The 25,282-nt window shown below is 71.2% G+C and carries 22 protein-coding genes; 5 read left to right on the top strand and 17 right to left on the bottom strand.

Features of this window, described 5'->3' with window-relative positions:
• Window position 1: 1 nt before the first annotated feature.
• Window positions 2–364 carry a response regulator gene (locus G569_RS56105; protein WP_053227783.1) on the top strand — a complete coding sequence of 121 codons (363 nt, stop codon included), beginning with the start codon at window positions 2–4 and terminating at the stop codon, window positions 362–364.
• On the opposite strand, the gene G569_RS60185 is transcribed toward G569_RS56105, so the two are convergent.
• Both G569_RS60185 and G569_RS60180 read right to left on the bottom strand, forming a co-directional pair.
• Window positions 361–3,030 carry a diguanylate cyclase domain-containing protein gene (locus tag G569_RS60185; RefSeq protein ID WP_053227782.1) on the bottom strand — a complete coding sequence of 890 codons (2,670 nt, stop codon included), beginning with the start codon at window positions 3,028–3,030 and terminating at the stop codon, window positions 361–363. The genes G569_RS56105 and G569_RS60185 overlap by 4 nt on opposite strands.
• A complete protein-coding gene (locus G569_RS60180; RefSeq protein ID WP_053227781.1) occupies window positions 3,030–6,077 on the bottom strand; it encodes a hybrid sensor histidine kinase/response regulator in 3,048 nt (1,015 codons plus the stop codon). Before G569_RS60180 ends, G569_RS60185 begins: the two co-directional genes overlap by 1 nt.
• A 128-nt stretch (window positions 6,078–6,205) precedes the next feature.
• On the opposite strand from G569_RS60180, the gene G569_RS0141540 reads away from it, so the two are divergent.
• Window positions 6,206–7,408, top strand: coding sequence for a response regulator (locus G569_RS0141540; RefSeq protein WP_028067783.1), 1,203 nt, complete (start codon window positions 6,206–6,208; stop codon window positions 7,406–7,408).
• 80 nt (window positions 7,409–7,488) lie between these two features.
• Here the strand turns inward: G569_RS0141540 and G569_RS0141535 are convergent, their stop codons facing one another.
• The 5 genes from G569_RS0141535 to G569_RS0141515 form a co-directional block, all read right to left on the bottom strand.
• Window positions 7,489–7,704, bottom strand: coding sequence for a hypothetical protein (locus tag G569_RS0141535; RefSeq protein ID WP_028067782.1), 216 nt, complete (start codon window positions 7,702–7,704; stop codon window positions 7,489–7,491).
• 40 nt (window positions 7,705–7,744) lie between these two features.
• Window positions 7,745–8,434, bottom strand: a complete 690-nt coding sequence (locus G569_RS0141530; RefSeq protein WP_028067781.1) for a hypothetical protein — start codon at window positions 8,432–8,434, stop codon at window positions 7,745–7,747.
• A 49-nt stretch (window positions 8,435–8,483) separates the two neighbouring features.
• Window positions 8,484–10,544, bottom strand: coding sequence for an elongation factor G (gene fusA / locus G569_RS0141525; protein WP_028067780.1), 2,061 nt, complete (start codon window positions 10,542–10,544; stop codon window positions 8,484–8,486).
• 74 nt (window positions 10,545–10,618) lie between these two features.
• Entirely contained in the window at window positions 10,619–11,404 is a 786-nt protein-coding gene (gene whiG, locus G569_RS0141520) for an RNA polymerase sigma factor WhiG (protein ID WP_084286297.1), read from the bottom strand.
• 11 nt (window positions 11,405–11,415) lie between these two features.
• Window positions 11,416–12,348, bottom strand: a complete 933-nt coding sequence (locus tag G569_RS0141515) for a tyrosine recombinase (protein ID WP_028067778.1) — start codon at window positions 12,346–12,348, stop codon at window positions 11,416–11,418.
• Between G569_RS0141515 and G569_RS0141510 the strand changes: the two genes are divergently transcribed.
• On the top strand, window positions 12,332–12,628 hold the full coding sequence (locus G569_RS0141510) for a hypothetical protein (protein ID WP_157592665.1): 297 nt from the start codon (window positions 12,332–12,334) through the stop codon (window positions 12,626–12,628). The genes G569_RS0141515 and G569_RS0141510 overlap by 17 nt on opposite strands.
• On the opposite strand, the gene G569_RS60175 is transcribed toward G569_RS0141510, so the two are convergent.
• The 4 genes from G569_RS60175 to G569_RS64340 all read right to left on the bottom strand — a co-directional run bounded on the left by G569_RS60175 (window position 12,625) and on the right by G569_RS64340 (window position 16,159).
• Window positions 12,625–13,665, bottom strand: a complete 1,041-nt coding sequence (locus G569_RS60175) for a L,D-transpeptidase family protein (protein ID WP_084286296.1) — start codon at window positions 13,663–13,665, stop codon at window positions 12,625–12,627. The two genes, G569_RS0141510 and G569_RS60175, sit on opposite strands and share 4 nt — an antisense overlap.
• 63 nt (window positions 13,666–13,728) lie before the next feature.
• Window positions 13,729–14,778 carry an NAD-dependent epimerase/dehydratase family protein gene (locus G569_RS56085; protein WP_053227779.1) on the bottom strand — a complete coding sequence of 350 codons (1,050 nt, stop codon included), beginning with the start codon at window positions 14,776–14,778 and terminating at the stop codon, window positions 13,729–13,731.
• Complete coding sequence (locus G569_RS0141495) at window positions 14,775–15,620, bottom strand: lysophospholipid acyltransferase family protein (protein WP_053227778.1); 846 nt, start codon at window positions 15,618–15,620, stop codon at window positions 14,775–14,777. The genes G569_RS56085 and G569_RS0141495 overlap by 4 nt, the downstream gene beginning before the upstream one ends.
• On the bottom strand, window positions 15,617–16,159 hold the full coding sequence (locus tag G569_RS64340) for a 5' nucleotidase, NT5C type (protein ID WP_037503012.1): 543 nt from the start codon (window positions 16,157–16,159) through the stop codon (window positions 15,617–15,619). Before G569_RS64340 ends, G569_RS0141495 begins: the two co-directional genes overlap by 4 nt.
• 21 nt (window positions 16,160–16,180) lie before the next feature.
• Here G569_RS64340 and G569_RS0141485 point away from each other — a divergent pair, with 21 nt between their 5' ends.
• Window positions 16,181–17,149, top strand: coding sequence for an alpha/beta fold hydrolase (locus tag G569_RS0141485; protein ID WP_028067774.1), 969 nt, complete (start codon window positions 16,181–16,183; stop codon window positions 17,147–17,149).
• Between the two features lie 4 nt (window positions 17,150–17,153).
• Here the strand turns inward: G569_RS0141485 and ilvD are convergent, their stop codons facing one another.
• The 4 genes from ilvD to thiD form a co-directional block, all read right to left on the bottom strand.
• The gene (gene ilvD, locus G569_RS56075; RefSeq protein ID WP_037503010.1) at window positions 17,154–18,863 is read right to left on the bottom strand and encodes a dihydroxy-acid dehydratase; all 1,710 of its coding nucleotides are present in this window, start codon (window positions 18,861–18,863) and stop codon (window positions 17,154–17,156) included.
• Between the two features lie 346 nt (window positions 18,864–19,209).
• Window positions 19,210–19,815 (bottom strand): hypothetical protein, encoded by a 606-nt coding sequence (locus G569_RS56070; protein WP_037503007.1) that lies wholly within the window; start codon window positions 19,813–19,815, stop codon window positions 19,210–19,212.
• A 10-nt stretch (window positions 19,816–19,825) separates the two neighbouring features.
• The gene (locus G569_RS0141470; RefSeq protein WP_028067773.1) at window positions 19,826–20,077 is read right to left on the bottom strand and encodes a hypothetical protein; all 252 of its coding nucleotides are present in this window, start codon (window positions 20,075–20,077) and stop codon (window positions 19,826–19,828) included.
• 7 nt (window positions 20,078–20,084) lie between these two features.
• Entirely contained in the window at window positions 20,085–20,966 is an 882-nt protein-coding gene (gene thiD, locus G569_RS56065; protein ID WP_245602729.1) for a bifunctional hydroxymethylpyrimidine kinase/phosphomethylpyrimidine kinase, read from the bottom strand.
• A gap of 63 nt (window positions 20,967–21,029) precedes the next feature.
• On the opposite strand from thiD, the gene G569_RS56060 reads away from it, so the two are divergent.
• On the top strand, window positions 21,030–22,460 hold the full coding sequence (locus G569_RS56060) for a circularly permuted type 2 ATP-grasp protein (RefSeq protein ID WP_084286294.1): 1,431 nt from the start codon (window positions 21,030–21,032) through the stop codon (window positions 22,458–22,460).
• Here the strand turns inward: G569_RS56060 and dprA are convergent.
• Window positions 22,450–23,502, bottom strand: a complete 1,053-nt coding sequence (gene dprA / locus G569_RS60170) for a DNA-processing protein DprA (RefSeq protein ID WP_053227777.1) — start codon at window positions 23,500–23,502, stop codon at window positions 22,450–22,452. The two genes, G569_RS56060 and dprA, sit on opposite strands and share 11 nt — an antisense overlap.
• Window positions 23,499–25,013 (bottom strand): YifB family Mg chelatase-like AAA ATPase, encoded by a 1,515-nt coding sequence (locus tag G569_RS56050; protein WP_037503004.1) that lies wholly within the window; start codon window positions 25,011–25,013, stop codon window positions 23,499–23,501. Before G569_RS56050 ends, dprA begins: the two co-directional genes overlap by 4 nt.
• Window positions 25,014–25,282: the final 269 nt, after the last annotated feature.

The raw sequence follows: 25,282 nt of genomic DNA, 5'->3' as shown, positions 1-25,282 counted from the left end.
GGTGAACGAGCCGCTACGCCTGTTGATCGCGGACGACGACCCCGTGATGCGGATGCTCCTCGGCGCGATGGTGGGCGCCGACCCCGAGATCGAACTGGTCGGTCAGGCCGAGGATGCCGAAGAGGCGATCGCCCTCGCGGACCAGCACGAACCCGACATCGCCTTGTTGGACATTGAAATGCCGAAAGGCGGTGGATTGCACGCGGCACGTGAGATCCATGCCCGGCACCCCGCGATCCGGCTGTTCGCGCTCAGTGCCCACGAGTCCGGAGACGCGCGCGAGGCGATGGCGCAAGCTGGCGCAACCGGCTACGTCGTGAAAGGCGCCGCCCCGGCTGAGGTGCTCGCCGCTTTGAAGGCCTAGCCGGCGAGGAGGGCCCGGGCGCGCCCTGCGCCCTTGGCCTCATAGAGCGCGGCGTCGGCGCGCGCGAGCAACTCGGTGGCGCTCTCCTTGCCGTCCCACACCGCCACGCCGGCGGACGCGGTCTGGCCGAGCGGCACGACCTCGAGCAGCCGACCCACGACCGTCATCGCGCCCTCCTCGTCGGAGTGCGGCAGCAGCACCGCGAACTCCTCGCCGCCGTAGCGGGCGAGCGTGTCCGTCGCGCGCAGCACGGGGCGCCAGGCGGTCGCGGTCGCCGCGAGCAGCTGGTCGCCGCCCTGGTGGCCGTGGTTGTCGTTGAAGGCCTTGAAGCGGTCGAGGTCGAGCATCGCCAGGCAGAGGTTCCCGCCGTGGCGGCGAGCGCGCGCGATCTCGCGCTCGAGGTCCTCGTCCCACACGCGCCGGTTCGGCAGCCCGGTCAGCGGGTCGGTGCGCGCCGAGGACTGCAGCTGCGCCAGCAGATCGGTGCGCTGGATCGTGATCGCGGCCTCCGCGGCGAGCAGCTGCAGCAGCCCGATCTCGCGCTCGGAGAGCTCACTGCGCGGCGCGTTCCAGCTCACCGCGAGCACCGCCACGACGCGCCCGTCCTGGACGGCCGGCACCCACGCGCCGGAGCGCGCTGAGGTCAGCTCGTTCCAGCGGAACTTGACGCGGGGGTCGGTGATCACGTCGGCGGCGAACGCGAACTCGCCCGTCTGGAACGCGGTCCTGAGCCCGGAGTCGATGCCGAGCGAGGCGGTCATCCCGCGCAGCGCGGCGCCGGAGGACGCGGTGACCTCGAGCTCGTCACCGGCGGCCGTCGGCTCCCACAGGTTCACGCCCGACGCCGCGGCCACGTCACGCACCGCCCGGGTCAGCGTCATCCGCGCCCCGTAGTGGTCGGACTGGCCCGCGAGGTCATGGGCGATCGCCGAGAGCTTCTTGAGATCCTCGGCCTGCTCGGCCGCGCGGCCCTCCGCCTCGCGGCGCTGGAGGAACTGGGTCACGTGGCCGCTGATCGCATCGAGCAGGCGCACGAGCCCCGGCTCGGCCTCGCGCGGCGTGCGCGAGAGCAGGATCACGACGCCGACCGGCGCGCCGCCGGCGCGCAGCGGGAGGGCGACCGTCGAGCGGATGCCGTCCTCGAGCCCCTCGTGCAGGCGCACGAGGGCGCTGTCGCCCTCGATGTCGGAGCGCCACTGGGGCACGCGCGACATCCACGCCATGCCGGGGTAGCCGTCGCCGACCTCGAACCCGAGCCGTGCGCCGGCGTCCATGAAGCGGTCCAACCGCACGCCGGGCGCGGTCCAGTCGGCGGTGCGGCGCAGCCGCTCGTCGCCGGCCATCTGCCACAGCTCCGCGCCGTCCCACCCGAGTTCGGACGCGAGCGCCTCGATCAGCCCCGCGCCCATGTCGACGAGCCCGTGCGCGCCGGACAGCAGCCGCATGACCGCGCTCTCGGCGGCCGCGTGCTGCTGCGCGCGCATCACGTCGGTGATGTCGCGCATGACGCCGACGAAACCGGTGGGGAGCCCGTCCCAGCCTGAGACCGCGCGCACCTGGACCTCGCCCCAGCGCTCGGCGCCCGAGGTGGTCAGGAAGCGGTGCTGGAAGCGGGCGTCGGCGCGCTCGCCCGCGAGCAGCGGGGCGAAGGCGTGGGCGTGGGCGGCGCGGTCGTCCGGGTGCACGTAGGCCCAGGACGGGCGGCCCAGCGTGTCCTGGACGCTGTGCCCGGTGGCGGCGGTCCAGTTCTCGGAGAGATGCGTCCAGCGCCCCTGCTCGTCGGTCTCGAAGACGCAGTCGACCATGCTCTCGACGACGCGGCGGTGGCGCTCCTCGCTGCGGCGGAGGCGGCCTTCGGCGTCGCGGAACGCGGTCAGGTCGGCGTTGACGACGACCGCGCCGAGCTTGCGCCCGTCGTCGGTCAGCACCGGGCCGCCGCTGGCCAGCAGCGCGAGGGTGCCGACCGGGGTCTCGACACGCAGCTCGACGTCGCGGACCTCGTCCCCGCGCAACGCGCGCAGGAGCGGTACCTCGTGCGGGCCGAGCGCCTGGCCGTCCGGGTGCTTGAGCCCGAACGCGTCCGCCCACTCGAGCGGGTGCAGCCCGGCCTTGCCCGCCGTGTGGCGGCCGCCGAAGTGCACGATGTTGCCGTCGGCGTCGGAGACGATCACACGCTCGCCCAGCTGCTCGAGGACGGCGGTGAGAAAGCCCTTCTGCTCGGAGAGCGACTGCTGGAGCGCCTTCTCCTGGTGGATATTGCGGATCGCGAGCATCGCATGCGTGATCTCGTGGCCGTTCTCGCGGAACGGGACGACGTCGACCCGGAACGTGGCGCCGGAGCGCACGCCCGCCCACTCGAGCGTGGAGCGCTTGCCCGCGAGCGCGGCCTCGATGGTCGGCAGTGCCTCGTCGACCCGATCCTCGGCCATCGCCTCGGCGACATGGCGGCCGACGACCTCCTCGGCCGTCCAGTAGGGCGCGAACGCGTCGCCCTCGAAGAGCGTGAAGCACAGGTCGTGGTCGATCAGCGCGATCGCCGAGTCCGGCCACTGCGCGGCGAGCTCGCGGTAGCGGCGCTCGGACACGGCGGCACGCGCGGCGGCGCGGCGCGCGAGCGCGGCGGTCAATAGTGCGATGGCCGCGAGGGCGAGCAGGACGCGGTCCATCAGGCGTCGCCCTCCAGCAGCGCCGAGCGCAGCGCGTCGCGCGTGTCCTCGAAGACGCGCTCGAGCCCGTCGAGCTGGCTGGGAGCGGCGGTGGCGGCGCTCTCGATGTCGGCGGCGAGCCGCGCCATGAAGCCGGCGCCGATGTTCTGGCAGGAGCCCTTGAGCTTGTGCGCGGCACGGCGGACGGTCTCCCCGTCGCCGCGGGCCACGCCGGCGCGCAGCTCGTCGAGCAGCGGCGGCGTGCTGTCGACGAACAGCTCGATCAACTGCGGGACGATCTCGGGGTAGTCGACCCGGAAGATCCGCATGCGGGCGTCGTCGAGCAGGGCTTCGAAGGGGTCGCCACCCGGCGCGGAGTCGGCTGCGGAGCGGACGGGAACCGGCGTCGCCGGGGCGCCGAGCCAGCGCTCGAGGGCGGCGTCGAGCTCCTCGGGCCGGAGCGGCTTGGACAGGTAGTCGTCCATGCCGGCGGACAGGCAGCGCTCGCGGTCGCCCTTCATGGCGTGCGCGGTCATCGCCACGATCGGCAGTCGCGCGCCGCCGTACTCGCGGCCGCGGATCGCGGCGGTCGCGGCGTAGCCGTCCATCTCGGGCATCTGGCAGTCCATGAAGACCAGGGCGTACGAGTGCATCGAGAGCAGCGTCAGCGCTTCGCGGCCGTTGGCGGCGAGCTCGACCCCGTATCCCCGCTTGGTCAGCATCGCCTCGATCACGCGCTGGTTGACCACGTTGTCCTCGACCACGAGGATCGTGTCGCGGGTCGTGCGCGGGCCGCGGCGCGCCGGCATGGCGACGACCGGCTTCGTGTCCTCGACGGTGCCCATGACCTCGGCGATCGTCTCCAGCAGCCGTGCGCGGCGCACCGGCTTCTGCAGGTAGTGGTCGATGCCGGCGTCGCGGGCGGCCAGGCGCCGGTCGTTCGTCGAGGTCAGCATGATCAGCCGCGCGCTGCGCAGGGAGGGCGCGAGCGCGATCGCCTGCGCGAGCTCGATCCCGTCCATCTCGGGCATCTGCCCGTCGAGCACCACGAGCTCGAACGGCTCGCCGGCGCGCGCCGCGGCGTGCATCAGCGTCAGCGCCTGCGTCGCGGACGCCGCGGTGGCGCTGCTCAGCCCGGGCGTCTGCAGGTAGGCCTCGACGATCTCGCGGTTGGTCGCGTTGTCGTCGACGACGAGCACCCGCAGCGACGCCGGCAGCGCCTGGCGCACGCGGCGCGCGACGTGCGGCGAGGCGGGGGTGCCGAGCCGCACCGTGAACGAGAACGTGCTGCCCTCGCCCGGCGTCGAGGTGACGCTGATCTCGCCGCCCATCAGCTCGACGAGCTGGCGGGAGATCGTCAGGCCCAGGCCGGTGCCGCCATAGCGGCGCGTGGTCGACGTGTCGGCCTGCGCGAAGGAGTCGAACAGGCGGGCGATCGCCTGGCGGCCGATGCCGATCCCGGTGTCGGAGACGTCGATGCGCACGTCGGGGCCGTCGTTGCGCACGCGGACCGTGACGTCGCCGGCCTCGGTGAACTTGACCGCGTTGGAGAGCAGGTTCGTCAGCACCTGACGCAGGCGCCCGCGGTCGCCGTTGACCATCGTGGCGACGTCGTCGTCGATCCACGCCATCAGCTCCAGGCCCTTCCCGTGGGCCTGCGGCGCGAGCATCTCGCAGGTGTCTTCCACCGCCTCGCGAAGATCGAAGTCGTGGTGGTCGAGCTCCAGCTTCCCAGCCTCGATCTTGGAGAAGTCGAGGATGTCGTTGATGACGTCGAGCAGGGCCTCCGACGAGTTCGCGGCGGTCAGCGCGTACTCGCGCTGCTGCGGCGTCAGCTCGCTGCCGAGCAGCAGCTCCGTCATCCCGATCACGCCGTTGAGCGGCGTGCGGATCTCGTGGCTCATGTTGGCCAGGAACTCGGACTTCGAGCGCGACGCGTCGACGGCCTCGGCGAGCGCGCGCTTGCGCTCGCTGACGTCGGTGCCCATCGTCCCGGTGGCGTAGACGTGGCCGGCGGCGTCCTTGAGCGGGAACTTCACGAGCTGGTACGCGCGCCCCTGGGTGGCGGCGTCGCGCTCGTACTCGGCGGCCTCGCCGCTGCGCAGGATGTCGAGGTCGGTGACGCGGATCGCGGCGGCGATCTGGGGCTCGAAGAGGTCGTCGTCGGTGTGCCCGATGACGTCGGCCCCGACCTGCCCCATCGCGCGGCGCCACTCGTCGTTGACCAGCAGGTAGCGGCCGTCGCGGTCCTTCACCGAGATCGTCGTCGTCGTGTAGTCGAGGATCGCCTGCAGGCGGTCGGTCTGCACGCTGAGGTCGCGCTCGCGGTTGCTGAGTGCCTCGGCCATCGTGTTGAACGAGGCGCCGAGCTGGCCGATCTCGCCGTAGCCGTTGGCGGGGACGCGGGTGTCGAGCTTGCCGCGCGAGAGCCGCTCGGCGGCGCGGGCGACGCGGCGCACCGGGAGCAGCACCATGCGACGCAGCCCGAGCCCGAGCGCGATCAGCAGCAGCGCGGACATCGTGGCGCCGGCGGCCGCCAGCACGAGCATGCGGTGGCGCAGCGCCTGGGCCTTGTCGCGGCGGGCGCCGGTGATCGCGGCCTGCGCGCTGCTGAGCGCTGCGAACTGGGCGCGCAGGTTGTCGAGCCGGCGCTTGCCCTCTGCCGTGGCCTCGAGCGCGTCGGCGTCGTGATCGCGGATCAGCGGCTCGGTGTAGTCGTCGACGTAGCTGTGGATGTCCTCGGCGATGCGGGCGATGCGCGGCCGTACGAGCGGCGGAGCCGCGGCCTCGAGGCCGGCGAGCCGCGGATCGAGCTCCTGGCGGGCGCGCTCGTACGGCTCGAGGAATTGCCGGTCGTCCGTGAGCATGTACCCGCGCAGACCGGTCTCGAGGTCGACGACGAGGCGCTCGAGCGCCAGCGCATCCTGGGTCATCTGGCTCGTCGAGCGCTGTGCGCGGGAGGTCGCGTCGAGCGACCGGACCGTGACGACCATGATCGCGAACATCCCGCCGACGACGATCGCGATCAGACTCAACGCCACGGCCATCGGCAGCCCGAGTCCTCCCAAACGGGTACGGAAACTGGTTGTCGCGAACCGAGGGGACATCGCTCAGTACCATCCATCGGCCGAAAGGGGCCCGGACTGCAATCCGCATGCGAGGTGCCTGGTCAGCACACGGACTGGAGCACCGCCTCATGAAGATCCTCATCGTCGATGACGACCCGGGCACGCGGCTGACCGTCGCCGCGACCGTCGAGCACCTCGGACACAGCGCGCTGCACGCGTCGGACGGCGCGGAGGCGTTCAACGCCTTCCAGATGTTCAAGCCCGAGGTCGTGATCACCGACTGGGAGATGCCGGGCATCAGCGGGTCGGAGCTGGCGGCGCGGATCCGCACGTCCGAGGCCGGGTACACGTACATCATGCTGCTCACCGGGCGGGCGGATGAGACCGCGTCGCGCGAGGCCGTGCAGCTAGGCGCCGACGACGTGCTGTCCAAGCCGCCGGACGCCGCGGAGATCGAGCGCGGACTGATCGCGGCCGAGCGGATCACGTCGGTGCACCGCCAGATGTACGCCGACGCCCGCTTCGACGGCATGACCGGCGCCGGATCGCGTTCGCGGCTGGACGAGGACCTCGCGGCGCTCTGCGCCCGAGTCGTGCGCTACGGGCACGCGTACTGCGTGGCGATGATCGGCCTGGACCCCGCGAGCGCGGACATCATGCGCCGCGCCGGCCGCGCCCTGCTGGCCGAGATCCGCTCCGGCGACGCGGTCTATCGCTCCGGGCCGAAGACGTTCGTGCTGCTGCTGCCCGAGCAGGCGCTCGACACCGCCAACCTCGCGGCCGCGCGGCTCCGGCGCGCGGTCGAGGCCTCCGTCGAGCACGGAACGTCGGTCAGCGTCGGAATCGTGACCACGGCGGGCGGCACGCCCGACCCGGCGGGGCTGCTCGACCTCGCGGAGGCGGCGCGGCAGCGCTCCGAGCAGACCGGCGGTGTCGAGGACCTCCAGTCCGGGGAGGCGGGGAACGCGCTGCGGCTGATGATCGCCGACGACGATCCAGTCTCGCGGCTGATGCTCGGCGCGATCATCAAGCGCGAGCCGGGCTTCGAGATCGTGGGCGAGGCGGTCGACGCCGGCCAGGCGGTCGAGCTCGCGCTGCGGCGGCGGCCGGACGTCGTGCTGCTCGACGTCGACATGCCCGGAGGCGGCGGCGCGCGGGCCGCGGTTCAGATCCGCGAAGGCCTGCCCGAGGCGCGCATCGTCGCCATCAGCGCCGATGACTCACCGAACTCGCAGTACGACATGATGCGCGCCGGCGCGGTGGGTTTTGTCATCAAGGGTTCCCCTGACGACGAGATCCTGCGGGTCATCCGCTCCTCCGCAAGGTGGTGATTGAAGGTCGGATGATCGGGGTGGGGCGGAGGGGCCGCCCCGGCTTCAACCTCTCCGCGCGTTGGTAGCGCGGAGCCGCGTCACTCGACGGAAGCGAAGGGCGGGAAGTCGCCCGTGATCCTCGCGCGTCTGCGGTCGCGGATCTCCCGCTGGCCGCCACCCGTGGACCCCGGCAGGCGACGCTCCTTCTTGCGGCGGTCGACGATGACCGTCACGTTGGGATCGTCTTCGTAGTAGTCGGCGAGCTTGGGGTAGAGCTCGTCCGCCAACGGCTCCGGTACGACGCAATAGATCACGAGCGCGATCCTAGCCCCTTGACCGGTGGAAACCGATCGGTCATGTGTTGACTTGCAGGTGAAGTGCGCCACGCTCGTCGGCTGCGGCGTTCACCACCTGCTCCTCCGGTATCAGCTCGGACAATTCGTCGCCCTGCGCATCGCGTCGCACGCCGCCCGCCTCGTCGGAGAGGTCGACCTCGAAGCGGTACCAGGACAGCTCCCACATCACGGTGATCGAGACGACCGCCGGACGCTCCGGCCGCGGGCGCACGCACACGCCCGGCGCGCCGAGCGAGCGGGCGACGCCGCCGACCGTGCGCGTGTGGTCGGACGAGTTGAAGACGTCGATCGCGCGCTGCATCTTCAGCTCGGCGTTGGTCGGCACCGCGCGGATGTGACTGCGCGACTCGCGCCGGGGCGGGAGCGTCGCCTCGGGCAGCGGCGTCACCGGCTCTGACACCTCGACCTCGTCGTGCTGGGCCTCACGGGCGCGCTCGCGCCGGGTGGCCCGCAGGCGCTCCATGAACGGCCGGCGCTCGTGGCGCGGGTGGCGCATCTCGAGGTCGTCGGCGCCCGACTCGCGGATCCAGCCCTCGTGCTGCGCGCGGGCCGTGCACAGGTCGCAGACCATCCGCCGCTCGCCGCCCGCCAGGTAGTGCTCGGCGTGCTCGCCGCGCAGCAGCGTGCGCCCGCAGACGTCGCAGGCGATGTCGAGCTGGTTGGTGCGGATGTCGCGGGTCCTGGCCATTGCTTGGAGGGCGAGGGTAGCAACGAGCATCCCTCGCCCCCGCAGGCCTTTATGCGACCGCTTCCGCCTCTTCCTTGGCCTTGTCGGCGACCTTCTGCGCGAGGTGTGCCGGGATCTCCTCGTAGCGCAGGAACTCGAGCGTGTACTCGCCCTGGCCGCCGGTGATCGCGCGCAGATCCGGAGCGTAAGTGAGCATCTCGCTCATCGGGACCTCGGCCTTGACGTCGGTCATGCCGCCCACGCCCTCGGTGCCCAGCGGGCGCCCGCGCCGAGAGCTCAGGTCACCCATCACGTCACCGACGTTCTCCTCGGGGACGGACGCGGTGACGAGCATGATCGGCTCCAGCAGCACCGGCGAGCACTGGGCCATGGCCTCCTTCATCGCGAGGCTGCCCGCGAGCTTGAATGCCATCTCGGAGGAGTCGACCGTGTGGTAGCTGCCGTCGAAGAGCGTCACCCGCACGCCCTTGACCGGATACCCCGCCACGCTGCCGGACTGCATCGCTTCCAGGACGCCTTTCTCGACCGCCGGGATGAAGCCCTGCGGGATCACGCCGCCCTTGATCGCGTTGACGAACTCGAACTCGCCGCCGGGGAGCGGCTCGACCGTGATGTGGCAGTCGCCGAACTGGCCGCGGCCGCCGGTCTGCTTCTTATGCCGGCCGTGGGCCTTGGCGGTGCCGCGGATCGTCTCCTGATAGGGCACCCGCGGCGGCTTGAGCGTGACCTCGGCGCCGAACCGCGACTTCATCCGGTCGATGATCACCTCGACGTGGATCTGGCTCAGGCCGGCGACGATCTGCTCGCCGGTCTGGTCGTCGCGGTGCAGGTCGATCGTCGGGTCCTCCTCCTGCAGCCGGCGCAGGGCGGTGTACACCTTGTCCTCGTCGCCCTTGTTCCTGGGCTCCATGGCGAACGCCATGACCGGGGCCGGAAGCTTGATGCGCGGCATGTGGATCGGCTGGTCGCGCGCCGCCAGCCAGTCGCCCGCGTGGGTCTCCTTGAGCTTGGCCACCGCACCGATGTCGCCGGGGCCGAACGCGTCGGCGTGGCTGACGTCCTTGCCGCGCGGGACCAGGAGCTGGCCTATGCGCTCCTTGTGGTGGGTGCGGGTGTTCATCACCTGCGTGTCGTGCGTCACCGTGCCCTGGTAGACGCGGAAGAGGTTGATCCGGCCGGCGAACGGGTCGGCGCGGGTCTTGAACACGTAGGCGAACATCTCGCCCTCGGGGTCGGGCTCGAGGTGGAAGCCCTCCTCGACCTGGACGCGCTCGTGCTGGGCCGGCGACGGCAGGTCGTCGATGATCGCCTCCAGCAGCCGGTTCGCGCCCAGCCGCGTCGTGGCGACGCCGCAGGTGACCGGGAAGATGTGGCCGGTGTCGGTGCCCTCCTCGAGCGCGTGGACGATCTCGTCGTGGGAGATCTCCTCGCCCTCCAGGTAGCGCTCCATCAGCGCCTCGGAGTTCTCGGCGACCTCGTCCATCAGCTTCTCGCGGTACTCCTGGGCCTGCGCCTGCAGGTCGTCAGGAATCGGGATCTCGGTCGCCGTCCCGTCCGCGTACGTGTAGGCCTTCATGTCCACGAGGTCGATCAGGCCGTTGAGCTCGTGCTCCGCGCCGATCGGGATCTCGGTGGCGACCACGTGCGGCCCGAAGGCCTCCTTGAGCGAATCGAGCGTCCGGAAGTAGTCGGCCCGTTCGCGGTCGAGCATGTTCACGTAGACCAGGCGTGCGACGTGGAGCTCCTGCGCGCGCTCCCACAGGCGCCGCGTGGAGACCTCGACGCCCATCACGCCGTTGACGACGAAGATCGCCGACTCGCACACGCGCAGCGCGCCCAAGGCGTCCGCGATGAAACTCGGCTCGCCCGGCGTGTCGATCAGGTTGACCTTCGTGTCGCGCCACTCGAACGAGGCGAGCGACGCGGAGATGGACATGCCCCGCGACTTCTCGTCCTCGTCGGAATCCGAGATCGTCGTCCCGTCAGCCACCGAGCCGAGCCTCGTCGTCGCTCCCGCCTCAAACAGCAGCGCCTCGTGCAACGACGTCTTCCCGCTCCCTCGGTGGCCCACTAGGGCCACGTTGCGGATCCTGTCTGCGGCGTGCGGCATTGCCTATACCTCTCTCTCCCTCGGAGATATGTCCGAGGGGTGAACGCTACCGCCAGCCGCTGAAGTTTGTGCCCTTAGTCGCGAAGATTGTCGGCCTGGAGGCGCGACTTCAGGCGCAGGACGGCCTTGGTGTGCAGCTGGGAGATACGCGACTCGGTCACGCCGAGGACCTCGCCGATCTCTCGGAGGGTGAGGTTCTCGTAGTAGTAGAGGGCGATCACGAGCTTCTCGCGCTCGGGCAAGGCCGCGATCGCGTCCGCCAGGCGGTCCTTGACCTCGGACTGCGCGAGCAGCGCCTCAGGGTCCGGCGCGTCCGGGTCCTGCAGCGTGTCGAGCAGGCTGACGGCGTCGCCGGAGGAGTCCGAGACCGCCCACAGCTCGTCGAGCGCGACGACCGTCGACGTCGAGATCTTGACCAGCGCGTCCTGGAACTCCGCGGTGGAGATGTCCAGCGCCCGCGCCATCTCCTCGTCCGTCGGCGTCCGGTGCAGCTGGTGCTCGAGCTTGGCGTGGACCTTCTCGATCTCGCGGGCGCGGGCACGGACGGAGCGCGGCACCCAGTCCAGGGCGCGCAGCTCGTCGATGATCGCACCCTTGATGCGGGTGATCGCGTAGGTCTCGAACTTGATCTCGCGGGTGAGGTCGAAACGCTCGATCGCGTTGATCAGGCCGAGCAGGCCATAGGAGATGAGATCGGCCTCTTCCACATGCGCCGGCAATCCGGACGACATGCGTCCGGCCACGTACTTGACGAGTGGTGAGTAGGCGACGACGAGCTGTTCGCGGGCCTTATCGCTGCCGTCGGTCTTATACCGGCGCCACAGGTCCTTCAGCTCGATCGCTTTGACGTTGGTCTCCAGAGCGGCCTCTTTTATGCCCGCGGGTGGCTCTTAGCGTATGCCGCCCGAAGCCGGGCGGACTCTACCCGAGTGTAGACCTGGGTCGTCGAGATGCTGGCGTGACCCAGCATCTCCTGGATCGCCCGCAGGTCCGCGCCGCCCTCGAGAAGATGGGTGGCGAAGGAGTGACGCAGGGCGTGCGGGTGCACGCCGGTCTGCGTGGCGGCGTGCCGGGCCCACACCCGCAGGCGCCGCCGGACGTCGCTGGTGGACAAGCGTTTGCCGCTCTTCGAGAGGAAGAGCGCGGGCTCGGGATCGGCGCCGGACAACGCCGGACGGGCGCGTTCCAGATAGGTCGCGATGCTGCGCAACGCCGGCTCACCAGTGGGCACGAACCTGGTCTTAGCACCCTTTCCCTCGACACGGACCTGCTCTTGGTCGAAGTTGATGCTGTTGACATCGAGATCGACGAGCTCCTCGGCCCGCAGACCGCTCGAGTACGCGAGCTCGAACAGGGCGCGGTCGCGCTGCTCGAGTGGCGTGGATGCAGGGATCTTCTCCAGCAGGCGGGCGACGTCGTCGGGCTTGAGGGTCTTGGGCAGTGTCTGTGGCAGCCGCGGTGCAGGCAGTAGGTCAGCAGGATTACTGGTGACCTCGCCGTGCTCGAGCAGGCTGCGGAACAAGCCGCGGGTCGACGCCAGCTTGCGCGCCATCGTGCGCGGCGCCGCGCCGCGCTGGCTCAGCCGCGCCGCCCAGCGCCTGAGGACCTTGTAGTCGACCTGCTGGGGCGTCAGTCCGTTGGCGGTCGCCCAGGCCGCCAGCTCGGCGGCGTCGGTTCCGTACGCGCGGCGGGTGCGGTCGGCCGCGCCCCGCCGTTGCAGGTCGGCGTCGAACGTCCGCAGCGCGGCGCGCCAGGGCTCGGAGACCGCCGTCGTAGTGTTGGGGGGCGTGAGCGCCTTCTTCATCGACACGTCCACCGGTCAGGTCGCCACCCTCGAGCAGCTCATCGAGCGGGGCCTCGCCGTGCCGGAGAAGCCGCCGGCGCTCCCGTGGCACGCGGTCCGCGGCGATCGCGACGCGAGCACGCTGTGGTACGCGGTGATGCGCAAGGAGACCAAGGGCGTGTTCATCGGCACCCTCGTCATTCGCCACTCCGATCACCATGCCTCCCTGCTGCAGCAGGGCTGGCAGGAAGTCGACCCCGCCGAGATCGGCGAGGTCTCTCCGTCGATCTGGACGAACTAGGCGATGTAGATGGGCGCTCCGACCGGGACCTGGTCGTAGAGCTCCTCGACGTCCGGTACGTGCATCCGGATGCAGCCGTGTGAGGCCGCTGAGCCGATCGACGAGTCGTCGGACGTGCCGTGGACGCCGACGCCGTCATAGATGCCCAGCCAGCGGGCCTTGATCGGGTTCGACGGGTCATCGCCAGGGATCACCTTGCCCGCCAGATCACCCGCCCATGCGGAGTTCGGCACGTGCCACGCCGGGTTGACCGCCTTGTTCTGGATCGAATACAGGCCGGCGGGCGTCTCGAGCCCGACCTGGCCGACGGCGATCCCGTAGGTCTTGGCCTTCTTGAGGTTCTTGTAGAGCGTGAGCTTGAACGAGTTCCGGTCGACGATCAGCACGGCTGGATACTTCTTGGCCAGCTGCGCGGTCGAGACCTTCGGCTGCACGACCGTCGTCCTGATCGCCACGTCGTCGGTCTTGCCGGGGCTGAGCAGCGTCGACTCGAGCTCCTTGGCCAGCGTGTTGTACTTGACGCGCAGGCCCGTGCTCGAGCCGTGCTCGTCGATGAAGCCCTTCGTCAGATCGACCTTCGCGTCCACCGGCTTCTTCTCGAGCGACTTGCGCACCCGCTTGACGAGCTTGTCGATCGCCGGCTTGTTGTAGGAGACCTCCGCCGCCAGCTCCTGGTTGAGCGACTGGTTGCGGACGTTGCGCCACGAGCGGGAGAACATGTTGCCCTCCTGCGAGCGCGCGAGCGCCTTGTCCACCGAGCCGCGGATGTCGATCCCGATCGCCGCCGCCTTCTGCGTCAGCGTGTAGGTGTGGTCCTTGTACGTCGCCTTCACCGGCCGGTCGAGCGGGGCGAGCAGCGTCGCGGAGAGCTTCTTCTCCGCCTGAGCTCGCGACATGCCCCCGATCGGTACTCCGTTGACCTTCACGCCCTCGGCGATCAGGTCCTTCTTGGAGTTGTCGTATAGATACGCCCCGGCCACCACACCGATGCCGAGGAATGCCACGAAGGCAACGAGAACGATGAGACGAGTACGCATTGGGTCCGCAGATGGTAGGCGTCTCAGCGGCGGGACGGGAAGTCCTGCAAGCCGCTCTTCGCGTCAGCTGCCTGACTCGTCTCTATGAACGCTGGGTGACCAGCGGAGGAATTCCTCCACTTCGCGTTCGTAGCGATATGGCGCTTCTCCGCTCTCGCGCAGCGGTTTCAGGCGCAGAGCCGCTGCAAACGCTTGCACCGTTTCCCGGGTCGTCAGGTCGAAACGGAACCCCGTCTGCTTGATCCGGCGGTTGTCGAGCCCGCGGCCGTAGCGCAGCTGCCGGCGCACCTCATCGGGAATGCGCACGCCGATCCGATTGGTAAGTCCGGTCGCCAGCGCAGTACCGATCGGCGGCAGCAGCGGCGCGTACGGCTTCCCCAGCAGGCTCGCGACCTCGCTCAGCGCGAGCACCCCGTCGGGCGCCACGTTGTGGACACCCGGGATGTCGTTCGCGACGGCGTGGTGCAGCGCGCCGACCATGTCGTCCTCGTGCACGAACTGGTAGCGCGGGTCGAACCCGAGGATGCCGGGCACGACCGGCAGGCTGAGCAGCGCCGAGTGGCTCGTGTGCACGTCCGGACCGAGGCCGTTGCAGAAGCGCAGCGTCGTGACCGTGGCCTTGGGGTTGCGCGCGGCGAACTCCTGGACCGCGTCGTCGGCCTCGACGATGTCGGCCTCGATCTTCGTGTTGGGCGGGTGCGGGCGTCGCATCTCCTCGGTGAAGAAGCTGGGGTCGTCGCGCTCGCATCCGTAGTAGTGCGCCGAGGACTTGAAGACGACCTTCGTCACCGGCGAGTCCGGCCCGCCGCAGGCCGCGAGCACGTTCATCGTGCCGAGCACGTTCATCTCGTGCGCGACCCGCGCCGACGCGGTCGTCGAGTCCACGATCAGGCGGGTGTCCACGACCGTGTCGATGTTCGCGGCGTGGACGATCCGCCGCAGGAGCGCGTGCTGCGTGCCGACGCGGACGTACTCCGTGCGCTCCAGCGGGCAGGACGGGTCGTCAGGGCTGACGCCGATGATCGCCTCGTTGTCCGGGTCCTTCTCGAGCTCCTGGGCGAGGCGGCCGCCCCAGATGGTGCTGACACCGGTGATCAGGACTCGCCGTTTCATCCCAGCCACACCGACTTCCGATCGGCGAGCATCTCGTACAGCTCCTCCTGGATCCGCGCGCGGACCTCCTCGGCGACGGTCTGGACGAGGTCCGTGTCGATCCAGGGCTCATCGCCCCACTGGTCGGTCGGGATCGGCTCGAGGAAGCGGATGTGGAACTTGGCGGGCAGGTAGGCCGCGCCCGCGAGGCCGAGCCACGGGAAGAGCGGCGTGACGGGGAAGTAGATCAGGCCGGTGAGTTTCTGCAGCACCTTGATGTGGCCCAAGGTGGGCATGGCCTCCTCCGCGCCCACGACCGCGACGGGGACGATCGGGGCGCGGGCTCTCATCGCCGATTCCACGAAGCCCCCGCGACCGAATCTCCTGAGCTGGTAGCGGTCCTTGTAGAGCTTCTCGGTCCCCTTGCGGCCTTCAGGGAAGACGAGGACGAGTTGCTCCTCGTCGTAGAGGAGCCGGTGCACGTTGGCCGGGTGGGCGGGGACGCCGCCGAGCTTGGACACGAGCATGCCGAGGCCCGGATATCCCTTGAAGAAGTGCTCGACCGTGAGGTGCAGGGGGCGCGGCCGCGGGTGCTCGGTCTTGATCGCCTTGGCGAGCATCGCCGCGTCGGGCGGGAGCGCGCCCGCGTGGTTGGAGACCAGCAGCGCGCCGCCGGTGCTCGGGACGTGCTCGATCCCCTCGACGTCGCAGCGGAACCAGTAGTGGTAGAGGAACTCGTAGACCGTCTTGTCGAGCGCGTTCTCGACCCGCTCGGAGCGGCCCCAGTCGGTGACCTGGCGCTCCGGCTCGACCGCGGGCAGGTACGCGCGGTGGTCCGGTGGGGCGGGGAGCTCGCGGCTCATCCCAGCACCGCTTGCAGCTTCTGTGCGAGGCGCGGCCAGTCCGCCGCGCTGATCACGCCGGGGACGTCCTTGTTCCAGGGGTGGGTGAGCGTCGCCGCGACGATCCCGTGGTCGCGCGCCCGTTGGAGCGTGCTGGGCGCGTCGTCGATCAGCACGTCGATCCCGATCTCGAGGCAGCGGGCGATCTTGTCGTCGGAGCAGTAGAGCTCGTCGTGCGGCAGGCCGATGTTGTGCAGCCACTCGCTCGTGTGCGGGTGGGCGTCGGCGTCGCGGTGGCTGGTGATGTGGATGAAGTGGCCGTCGGCGTGCCACTGTCGGATCGTCTCGACCGCACCCGGGTACGGCTCGGCCTCGAGCACGTGCGTGGGGGTGTGCGTCTCCTTCACGCACGCCTTCAGCTGCGCCGGCTCGAGCCGGTCGATCGCCCACGTGAACTGCGTCTCGTACGGCAGCTCGACCCCGTAGCGCTCGCGCGCCACCGCCGCGAGCTGGTCCCAGTACGGGTGCAGCGTCGAATCGATGTCGATCGCAAGGCGCACGGCCGCTGGTACGGTAGCGGCGTGTCGGGGTTCCTCGGGCAGGTACGCGCGCTCCCCGCCAACGCGTTCGTCCGCTCGTCGCCGGATCCGACGTACGCGGACGGCGACGATTCGACCTGGATCACGGTCGATTGGCCGTCGTTGACGCGAACCGAGCTGATCCTCGGCCGCCGCGTGCGCGTGATCGACACGGGACCGCCCGCCTCGTCTCCCGCCTCGGCGCCTCCCCTCCTCTTCATCCACGGTCTCGGCGGGCTCTGGCAGAACTGGCTGCTGAACATCCCGGCGTTCATGGGCACCCACCGCGTGATCGCGCCAGACCTCCCCGGGTTCGGCGGCTCCGAGATGCCGTCCGGCCGGATCTCGATCCAAGGGTTCGCGCGGGTCATCGACGCTCTGTGCGAGCGGCTGGAGATCGAGTCACCGGTCGTGGTGGGCAACTCGATGGGCGGGTTCATCGGCGCCGAGCTCGCTCTGGCCTTCCCGACGCGGGTGACCAAGCTCGTGCTGATCTCCGCGGCGGGGATCTCGGCGGAGAACATGTGGCGCGAGCCCGTCATGGCCGTCGGCCGGCTGATGGCCGTGGGCGCCGCGCGCGGGGGCGTCAAGCAGCTGCCGGTCGTGAACCGCCCGCGGCTTCGTCGCGCCGCGCTGCAACTCGTCGTCCGCTACCCGGAGCGCCTGTCGGTCCCGTTGGCCACCGAGCTCGTGGTCGGCGCCGGCTCGAAGGGCTTCGTCGGCGGCCTGGACGCCGTGCTCGGCTACTCCTTCCGCGACCGCCTGCCGGAGATCGACGTGCCGACGCTGATCGTCTGGGGCCGCAACGACATCCTGATCCCGGTCGAGGACGCGTCCGAGTTCAAGCGCCTGATCGGCGACAACGCGCGGCTCGAGGTCTTCGACGACACCGGCCACCTGGCCATGCTCGAGCGCCCGTCCCGGTTCAACGATCTGCTCTCGGAGTTCATGGACGAACCTAAAGGGGCCTGACCCTTTAGGTTGCGACGGTCGTGCGGGCCGGTGCCGGCTGCGTGATCGCGCCCTCCGACGCGGACGAGACCTGCGCGGCGTACTTCGCCAGGACGCCCTTCGTGACCGTCGGTGCGGGCGGCTCGTAGTCGGCGAGGCGGGCTTCGATCTCCTCGTCTGAGATGTCGATGTCGATGCGGCGGTTGTCGACGTCGATCGTGACCGTGTCGCCCTCCCGGACGGCGGCGATCGGGCCGCGGTGCACCGCTTCAGGGGCGACGTGCCCCACCATGAAGCCGCGGGTGGCGCCGGAGAAGCGGCCGTCGGTGATCAGGGCGACGGAGTCGCCGAGCCCCTCCCCCACGATCGCGGCGGTGACGGCGAGCATCTCGCGCATGCCGGGGCCGCCCGCGGGGCCTTCGTTGCGGATCACGACGACGTCGCCGGGGTTGATCTGGCCGCTCGTGACGGCCCGCATCGTCGCCTCCTCGCCCTCGAACACGCGCGCCGGGCCGGTGTGATGGCGGCGCTCGTGGCCGGAGAGCTTCACGACGCTGCCCTCGGGGGCGAGGTTGCCTCTGAGGATCGCGATGCCGCCGGTCTTCTTGATCGGGTTCTCGACCGGGCGGATGACCTCCTGGCCGGGCGCCTCGTTCGCCTCGTCGGCGTGCTGGCCGATCGTCTTGCCGGTGACGGTGGGCGCGTCCGCGTGCAGGAGGCCGAGCTCCTTGAGGCGCTTCGCCAGCACCGCGGTCCCGCCCGCGGCGTGCAGATCGGTGGCCACGAAGCGGCCGCCGGGCTTGAGGTCGCACAGGGACGGCGTGGACTCGGCGATCCGGTCGAAGTCGTCGATGTCGAGCGGCACGCCCGCCTCCCGCGCGACCGCGAGCAGGTGCAGGACGCCGTTCGTGGAGCCGCCCGACGCGGCGACGGCGAGGATCGCGTTCTCGAGCGACTCTCTGGTGATCAGGTCGGACGGCCGTTGGCCCCTTCTGAGCACGTCCATGATCAACTCGCCCGCCGCGTACGCGTGATCGGACTTCGTCGCGTCCTGGGCGGGCGTGAGGCTCGGCCCGATCGGGCTGATGCCCATCATCTCGAAGGCCATCGCCATCGTGTTGGCCGTGTACTGGCCGCCACACGCGCCGGCGCCCGGGCTGGCGGCCGCCTCGATGTCGGCCAGCTCCTCCTCGGTGATCTTGCCCGCCGCGAGCGCCCCGACCGCCTCGAAGACGTCCATGATCGTGATGTCGCGGCCCTTGTAGTGGCCGGGCGGGATGCTGCCGCCGTAGAGCATCACGCCGGGCACGTCGAGGCGCGCGAGCGCCATGACCGTGCCGGGGATCGTCTTGTCGCACGCGCACAGCGCGATGACGCCGTCGAAGAAGTGTCCGAGCGTGACGAGCTCGATGCTGTCGGCGACGACCTCTCTCGAGACAAGGCTCGTCTTCATGCCGGACGTCCCCATCGTGATCCCGTCCGAGATCGCGACCGTGTTGAACTCCATCGGCGTCCCGCCCGCGGCCTTGATCCCGTCCTTGACGAACTTGGCCAGCGCCCGCAGGTGGAAGTTGCACGGCATCGTCTCGATCCACGTGTTCGCGACGCCGATGATCGGCTTCGACAGCGCCTCGTCGTCGTAGCCGATGCCCTTCAGGTACGCCCGCGCGGCCGCGCGATCGCGTCCCTCCGTGAGCTGCCGTGAGCGGTGCTTGAGGTCGAACTCGGCGGACATTCGCGCGAGTCTACGCCCGCCCCGAGCCGGGCCGCGGCGCGCCCGCGGCGCGCGTCCGTGGGCGGCTCGCGCCGCGCGGAGCTGCGCCGCCGCGCGCCCGCCGCCGCGCGCCCGCCGCCGCGCGCCCGCCGCCGCGCACCCGCCGCCGCGCGCCCGCCGGCGCGCGCCCGCCGGCGCGCGTCCGGCGGCGCGCCGCCGCCGCGCCGCGTCTCCGTGGCGGGGCCGCAGTGGCCGGGGGTGGTTGACGTTTCGCCCCTGTACAGGGGCGAAACGTACGCCACCCCCCTGCTCTTGTCAGCTGACGCGGCCGAGGGTCTTCGCACCCGCCGCGCGATCGCGCGCGGGTCTACGCCGCGCCGCTGGAGGCGCGGCGGTGACGCTCGAGGCGCTCGCGCTCCCACCGGCCGAGGCGCCAGATGTCGCGTTGGACCTGGCGAGGGTCGACCTGGCGGCCCGGGAGGTGCATGTTGGCGCTGGAGATCAGGCGGCGCTCGTCGCCCTTGAGCGCCATCCACTTGGCGAGCACGTCGTCGGAGTCCGGGAGCCGGGCGCTGCCGTAGGGCTTGGACTCGTCCGGGAACTCGACGCAGTACTCGTTCAGGAGGCGGCCGGTCTGCGGCAGGTAGGCCACGATCGGCTTGTGCGGGTAGACCAGGTACGCGTAGGGGACGCCGCGCAGCTCCTTGTCGAGCGACTCACCGCCCCAGACCCGGATCAGCCCCAGGTCGCGGTACATCTCCCACTCCTCCTCGTTCACGCACGACTTCAGGAGCTCGCGGGCGCGCTGCTCGGCGCGGCGCTCGCGACCCGGGTCATACGCGTGCACGTCGCCGGTCGCGCGCGCGGCGCGATGGTCGCGTCGGCGCTCCAGACGCCGGTTGACATACGGGAGCATGACCTCCCAGAGGAGTGCGATGACGACGATCGCCGTGGCGCAGAGGGCGACGGTCACCGCGAGCTGCTTACTGCGCTCCGCCCGCGGCGCGCGGGAAGAAGATGACCCGATCGGCGGCGCGCGGAATGTCCTCGAACGCCCGCACCATCTCGGCCTCGCGCCTGCCAGAGGCGTTCTCGACCGGAATCGCCGCCCACATCCCCTGCTCGAGCTGGCGCCGGAACTCCTCGACGAGCATCTGCTCGTCCTCGCCGACCTCGACGTCGCCCTCGGCGATCAGCTGCTCGCCATATCCCGGGCGCATGCGCAGGAACTTCATATCCGCATTATGTCACGCGCGACGCGCCGGTCCGCCGGGCATCCGTCCACCCCACCCCCACGCCGAGCACGTTCACCGGACCCGCTCCCCGGCCGATGCCGCGATGCCCGTCGCGCACCGCCTCCGAGGCGACCCGCCGCGCTTCCCGCGCCGCGTCGAGCGGGCTATAGCCAAGCGCCAGGTGCGCCGCGAGCGCACTCGAGTGCGTGCATCCAGACCCGTGAGCAGCACCGTCAGGGTGCCGCTCGCCGGACAGAAAAGTGATGCTCGTTCCGTCGAAAAAGACATCGGTGACCTCATCCCGATGTCCTCCGGTGACGACGACGTTGGCGGGTCCGAGCTCATGCAGCGCCCGTGCGAGGTCCTCGACGTCGTCACGCCCGGCGGCGTCGACGCCGCGCCAGGCCGAGGGGTCGCCCGCCGTCGCGGGTCGCGAGGCGCTCGCCGCCAGGACGCGCGCCTCGGGCAGGTTCGGGGTGATCACGGTCGCGAGCGGGAGCAGCTCCGTGACGATCGCGGCGCGGGCATCGTCATCGAGCAGCACGGCTCCGGACTCGGCGGCCATCACCGGGTCGATGACGATCGGCACGCCGTCATCGAGGTGAGACAGCGCCTCGCGGACCGCGCGCACGGTCTCGGCGGTGCCGAGCATGCCGATCTTGACCGCGTCCACGCCGATGTCGTCGGCCACGGCCCGGACCTGCTCGACGATGAACTCGCCCGGCACCGGATGGATCGCCGTCACGCCCACGGTGCTCTGCGCCGTCAACGCCGTGATCGCCGTCATCCCGTGAACGCCGCAGCGGGCGAAGGCCTTCAGGTCGGCCTGGATCCCGGCGGCGCCGCCGGAGTCCGAGCCGGCGATCGAGAGAACGGCGGGAACAGACACCCGTGTCAGATTAGGACCGCCGGGCGGAGCGCGTTGGACCTCTGTTCTGTCAGGCTCTCGCCGATGGCCCCAGCGCGTGCGGATGACCTGCTCGCCGGCTACTCGGTGAGCGAGGGCGTCTTCGACGAGGCGTTCTCCGCCGACGGGGTTCCGCGCGCCCACGCGCGCGCCGGCCTCGAGGCGGTCGCACGGGCCGATCCCGCTGAGCTTCCGGGCCGCGTCAGCCGCACGCTCCAGCGCTCGGGAGTGCGCTTCTCGTCGCTCGAAGGCGATCTGCAGTTCTACGTCGACCCGGTCCCGCGCGTGATCACCGCGGCCGACTGGGAGCCGGTCAAGCGCGGGCTCGCCCAGCGCGTCCGCGCGCTCAACGCCTTCGTGGCCGACGTCTACGGCGACCAGCGGATCGTCGCCGAGGGCGTGATCCCGCGCGAGGTCGTCACCTCCGCCGACTACTACGAGCCGGCGATGCGGGGCGTGCGGCCGGCGAGCGGTGTGTGGATCGGGGTCGCGGGCCTCGACATCGTCCGCGACGACAAGGGCGAGTGGCTTGTGCTGGAGGACAACGTCCGCACGCCGAGCGGATTCGCCTACCTGCACGCCACGCGCCGCGCCCTGCTCGAGCACATCGATATCCCGCCCGGGGCGACGCCGCGCCCGCTCGACGGCGAGATCGACCTGCTCACCGACGCGCTGCGGGCCGTGGCGCCGGAGAACGCCCGCGGCCGGCGCGCGCCGCTGGCCGCCGTGCTGACGGACGGCGAGCACAACTCGGCGTACTGGGAGCACGCGTGGCTTTCGCGCCAGGTCGGCATCCCGCTGGTCACGTTCGACGAGCTCGAGGTGCGCGACGGCGAGCTGTGGCTGCGCGAGCGCGGGCTTCGCGAGCCGCGGCGGATCGACGTCATCTACCGGCGCACGAACGCCGACCGGCTCGATTCCGACATCGGCCGGCTGCTGATCGAGCCGGTGAAGGCGGGGAAGCTGGGGCTCGTCAACCAGTACGGCACCGGCGTCGCCGACGACAAGCTCACCCACGCCTACGTCGAGAAGATGATCCGGTTCTACGTCGGCGAGGAGCCGGTCCTGCGCTCGGTCCCCACCTACGACCTCGCACAGCCGGAGCAGCTCGAAGAAGCGCTCGACGTGTTCGACCAGCTCGTGCTCAAACCCCGGGCGGGTCACGGGGGCGTCGGCGTGCTGATCGCCCCGCACGCCGAGCGGGCGGACATCGAGGCCACCCGCGAGCAGGTGATCGCCGAGCCCTCCGCCTGGATCGCGCAGCGGATGGTGATGCTCTCCACCCACCCGACGGTCGTCGAGGGGGGACGGTTGGCGCCGCGTCATATCGACCTCCGGCCGTTCGTGTTCCTGGGCGAAGGCGCGACCCCGCGCGTCCTGCCCGGCGGGTTGACCCGCGTCGCGCGCTCGGAGGGCGCGCTGGTGGTGAACTCCTCGCAGAACGGCGGGGCCAAGGACACCTGGGTCATGCGCTGACCGTCCGTTCCCAGCGCCCGGCGTAGCCGCGGCGCACGAGGCCGAGGCGCTCGAGCTCGGCCAGCCCGGCGAGCGCGGCGCGTGCCTGCTCGGGGGTGCGGTTGAGGTGGGTGAGCGTGCCGTCCTCGACGGCGTCCAGGACGCGTCTGAGCGTGGGTGCGAGCGCGACGGGTGGCGGTGGCTGCGGGACGTAGTCCCGGCCGAGCAGCTCAAGCGCGTCGGCCGCGTCGCGGATCAGCGGTGCGCCCGACTGGATCAGGCCGTGGGTGCCCGTGCTGAGGCGTGACGTGACCAGTCCGGGGACGGCGCCGACCGCGCGGCCCAGCTCGGCCGCGAAGTCGGCGGTCGTGAGCGAGCCGGAGCGCTCGGTCGCCTGGACGACGACCGTGGCGGCGCTGAGCGCGGCGATGATGCGGTTGCGGGCGACGAAGCACCACCGGTGTGTCTCCGACCCGGGCGGCATCTCCGAGATGACCGCGCCACGCTCGGCGACCGCGGCGTGCAGCTGCCAGCCTCGCCGCGGATAGGCGGTGTGGGCGCTGCCGGCGAGGACGCCGATCGTGCTCCCCGGCGCTTTGAGCGCGCCTTCGTGGGCGGCCGAGTCGACGCCCAGCGCGAGCCCGGAGACCACAGGCACTCGCGCGGCCGAGAGGCCTCTTCCGAGCGCGGCTGCGACCTCGAGCCCGTATGAGGATGCGCGGCGTGCGCCGACGATGGCGATCGCCTCCTCCTCATGGGCCAGGCTGCCGAGGCCGTGGATGACCGCGGGCGGGTCGCTGAGGTCGCGCAGCGGTGCCGGGTAGTCGTCGACGCAGCGGCAGACGGTCCACAGCCCGGCGTCGGTGGCTCGTTCGCGGGCCGCGCTCGGGTCGAAGTGGGCGTAGCGGTGGCGCGCCTCGCCGTGCGCGAGCTCGAGCAGGTCCTCGTCCGGCAGCGCGAGCACGCGGCCGGGCGCCGAGCGCTGCTTGAACTCGATCTGCAGCCGGCCGGCCAGGGCGGCGATGAGGTCCGTGCGGCGCAGGCACTCGTCACAGGCGGTCATGCCGCCTCCGCGAGCTGGTGGGAGTCGTCGAAGCGCAGGCTCGTCGCGATGCTCACGTGCTCGGTTCCGACCTCGTCCGCCCCGTCGAGGTCAGCGACCGTCCGGGCGACGCGGAGGATGCGGGTGTGGCCGCGGGCGGACAGCGTGTGGCGGTCGTAGAGCTCGCCGAGCAGGCTCAGTGCGGTCTGCGTGACCTTGCCGACCTCGCGGATCTGGCGGGACGTGAGCTGGGCGTTGCAGACCTCGGGATGGTCGGCGAGGCGGTGCAGCTGGCGCTCGCGCGCCGCGATCACCCGCTCGCGGACGGTCTTGGAGGCGGGCGCGATCTGCCGCCGGAGGGCGTCGGCGGGCGGGCGCTCGACGCGCATCAGGATGTCGATGCGGTCCAGCAGCGGGCCGGACAGGCGCCGGCGGTGGCGGGCCAGATCGACCTGGCTGCACTCGCAGTGGGTGCCGCCTCGTCCGCAGGGGCAGGGATTCGACGCGGCGACGAGCATGAAGCTCGTCGGGAACACCATGACGTGCTGGCCGCGGACGATCGTCACGCGGCCGTCCTCGAGTGGCTGGCGCAGCGCTTCCAGGCTGGGGCGGGCGAACTCGCTCAGCTCGTCGAGGAACAGGACGCCGCGGTGCGCAAGGGTCGCTTCGCCCGGTTGCGGCGGGTTGGCGCCGCCGACGAGGCCGGCGGCCGAGATCGTGTGGTGCGGCGCGCGGAACGGGCGCGCGGTGACGAGCCCGGCGGCGCCCCTCAGGCCCGCGATCGACTGGATGCGCGTGACCTCGATCGCCTCCTCGGGCGCTAGCGGCGGGAGGATCGACGGGAGCCTGCGGGCGATCATCGTCTTGCCCGTACCGGGCGGGCCTTGCAGAAACAGGTTGTGCCCTCCGGCCGCCGCGACCTCGAGGCCGGGGATCAGGCCGTTGTGGCCGCGCACGTCGGCCAGTTCGGCCTCCGGTTCGTCGGGGTCTGCGGGCTGGTCGGGGACGGCTTGGGGCTCCGCGTCGCCGCGCAGGGTCGCGACCAGCTCCTGTAGCGAGCCGACACCGACGACCTCGATGTCCGGCACGAGCGCCGCCTCTCGGGCGCGTGAGCTCGGCAGCACGATCCGTTGGAGCCCAGCGCGGCGGACGCCCTCGGCGACGGCGAGCGCGCCGCGGATCGCGCGCACCTCGCCGGTCAGTGACAGCTCCCCCACGATCGCGCAGCCCTCGACCTTCTCGGGCTCGAGTTGGTAGGACGCGACCAGGAGGGAGACCGCGAGCGGCAGGTCGAACGCCGGGCCGACCTTGCGCAGGTAGGCGGGCGCGAGGTTGACCGTGATGCGGCGCAGCGGGAACTCGTAGCCCGAGTTGACCATCGCCGCCCGCACGCGCTCACGTGCCTCCCGCACGGCCTTGTCGGCGAGCCCGACCACCGTGAACGCCGGCAGCCCCTGCCGGATGTCGGCCTCCACCCAGACCCGCCGAGCGTCGACCCCGTCGACCGCGAAGGTCGCAACGCGGGCGAGCATCAGGCCCCACCTTCCACTGCGGCGCCGACAGGCGCACAGGCGGGACCGGCGACGAGCGTTGCGGCCGTGCGACCGCGGGGTGAGACGCGGGGAATGATCGCGCCGGCGGCCCCTTCAACCGCCGGCGCGATCGGGGAGGAACTGCGAAGCGCGACGATCCGCCGCTGGGCGGCGATGCGCAGCGGGGGCGCGAGGCGGGCGGTTGGGCCGGGTGGCGTGGTGGCGTGAGGTGCGGTTGAGACGGACGCGGCGGCGAGGCGTGTGGATGT

Origin of the sequence: Solirubrobacter soli DSM 22325 (genome assembly GCF_000423665.1) — a bacterium.
GTDB classification, from domain to species: Bacteria; Actinomycetota; Thermoleophilia; order Solirubrobacterales; family Solirubrobacteraceae; genus Solirubrobacter; species Solirubrobacter soli.
The sequence above is the reverse complement of the archived record's forward strand: the minus strand, read 5'-3'. Positions and strand labels throughout refer to the sequence as shown.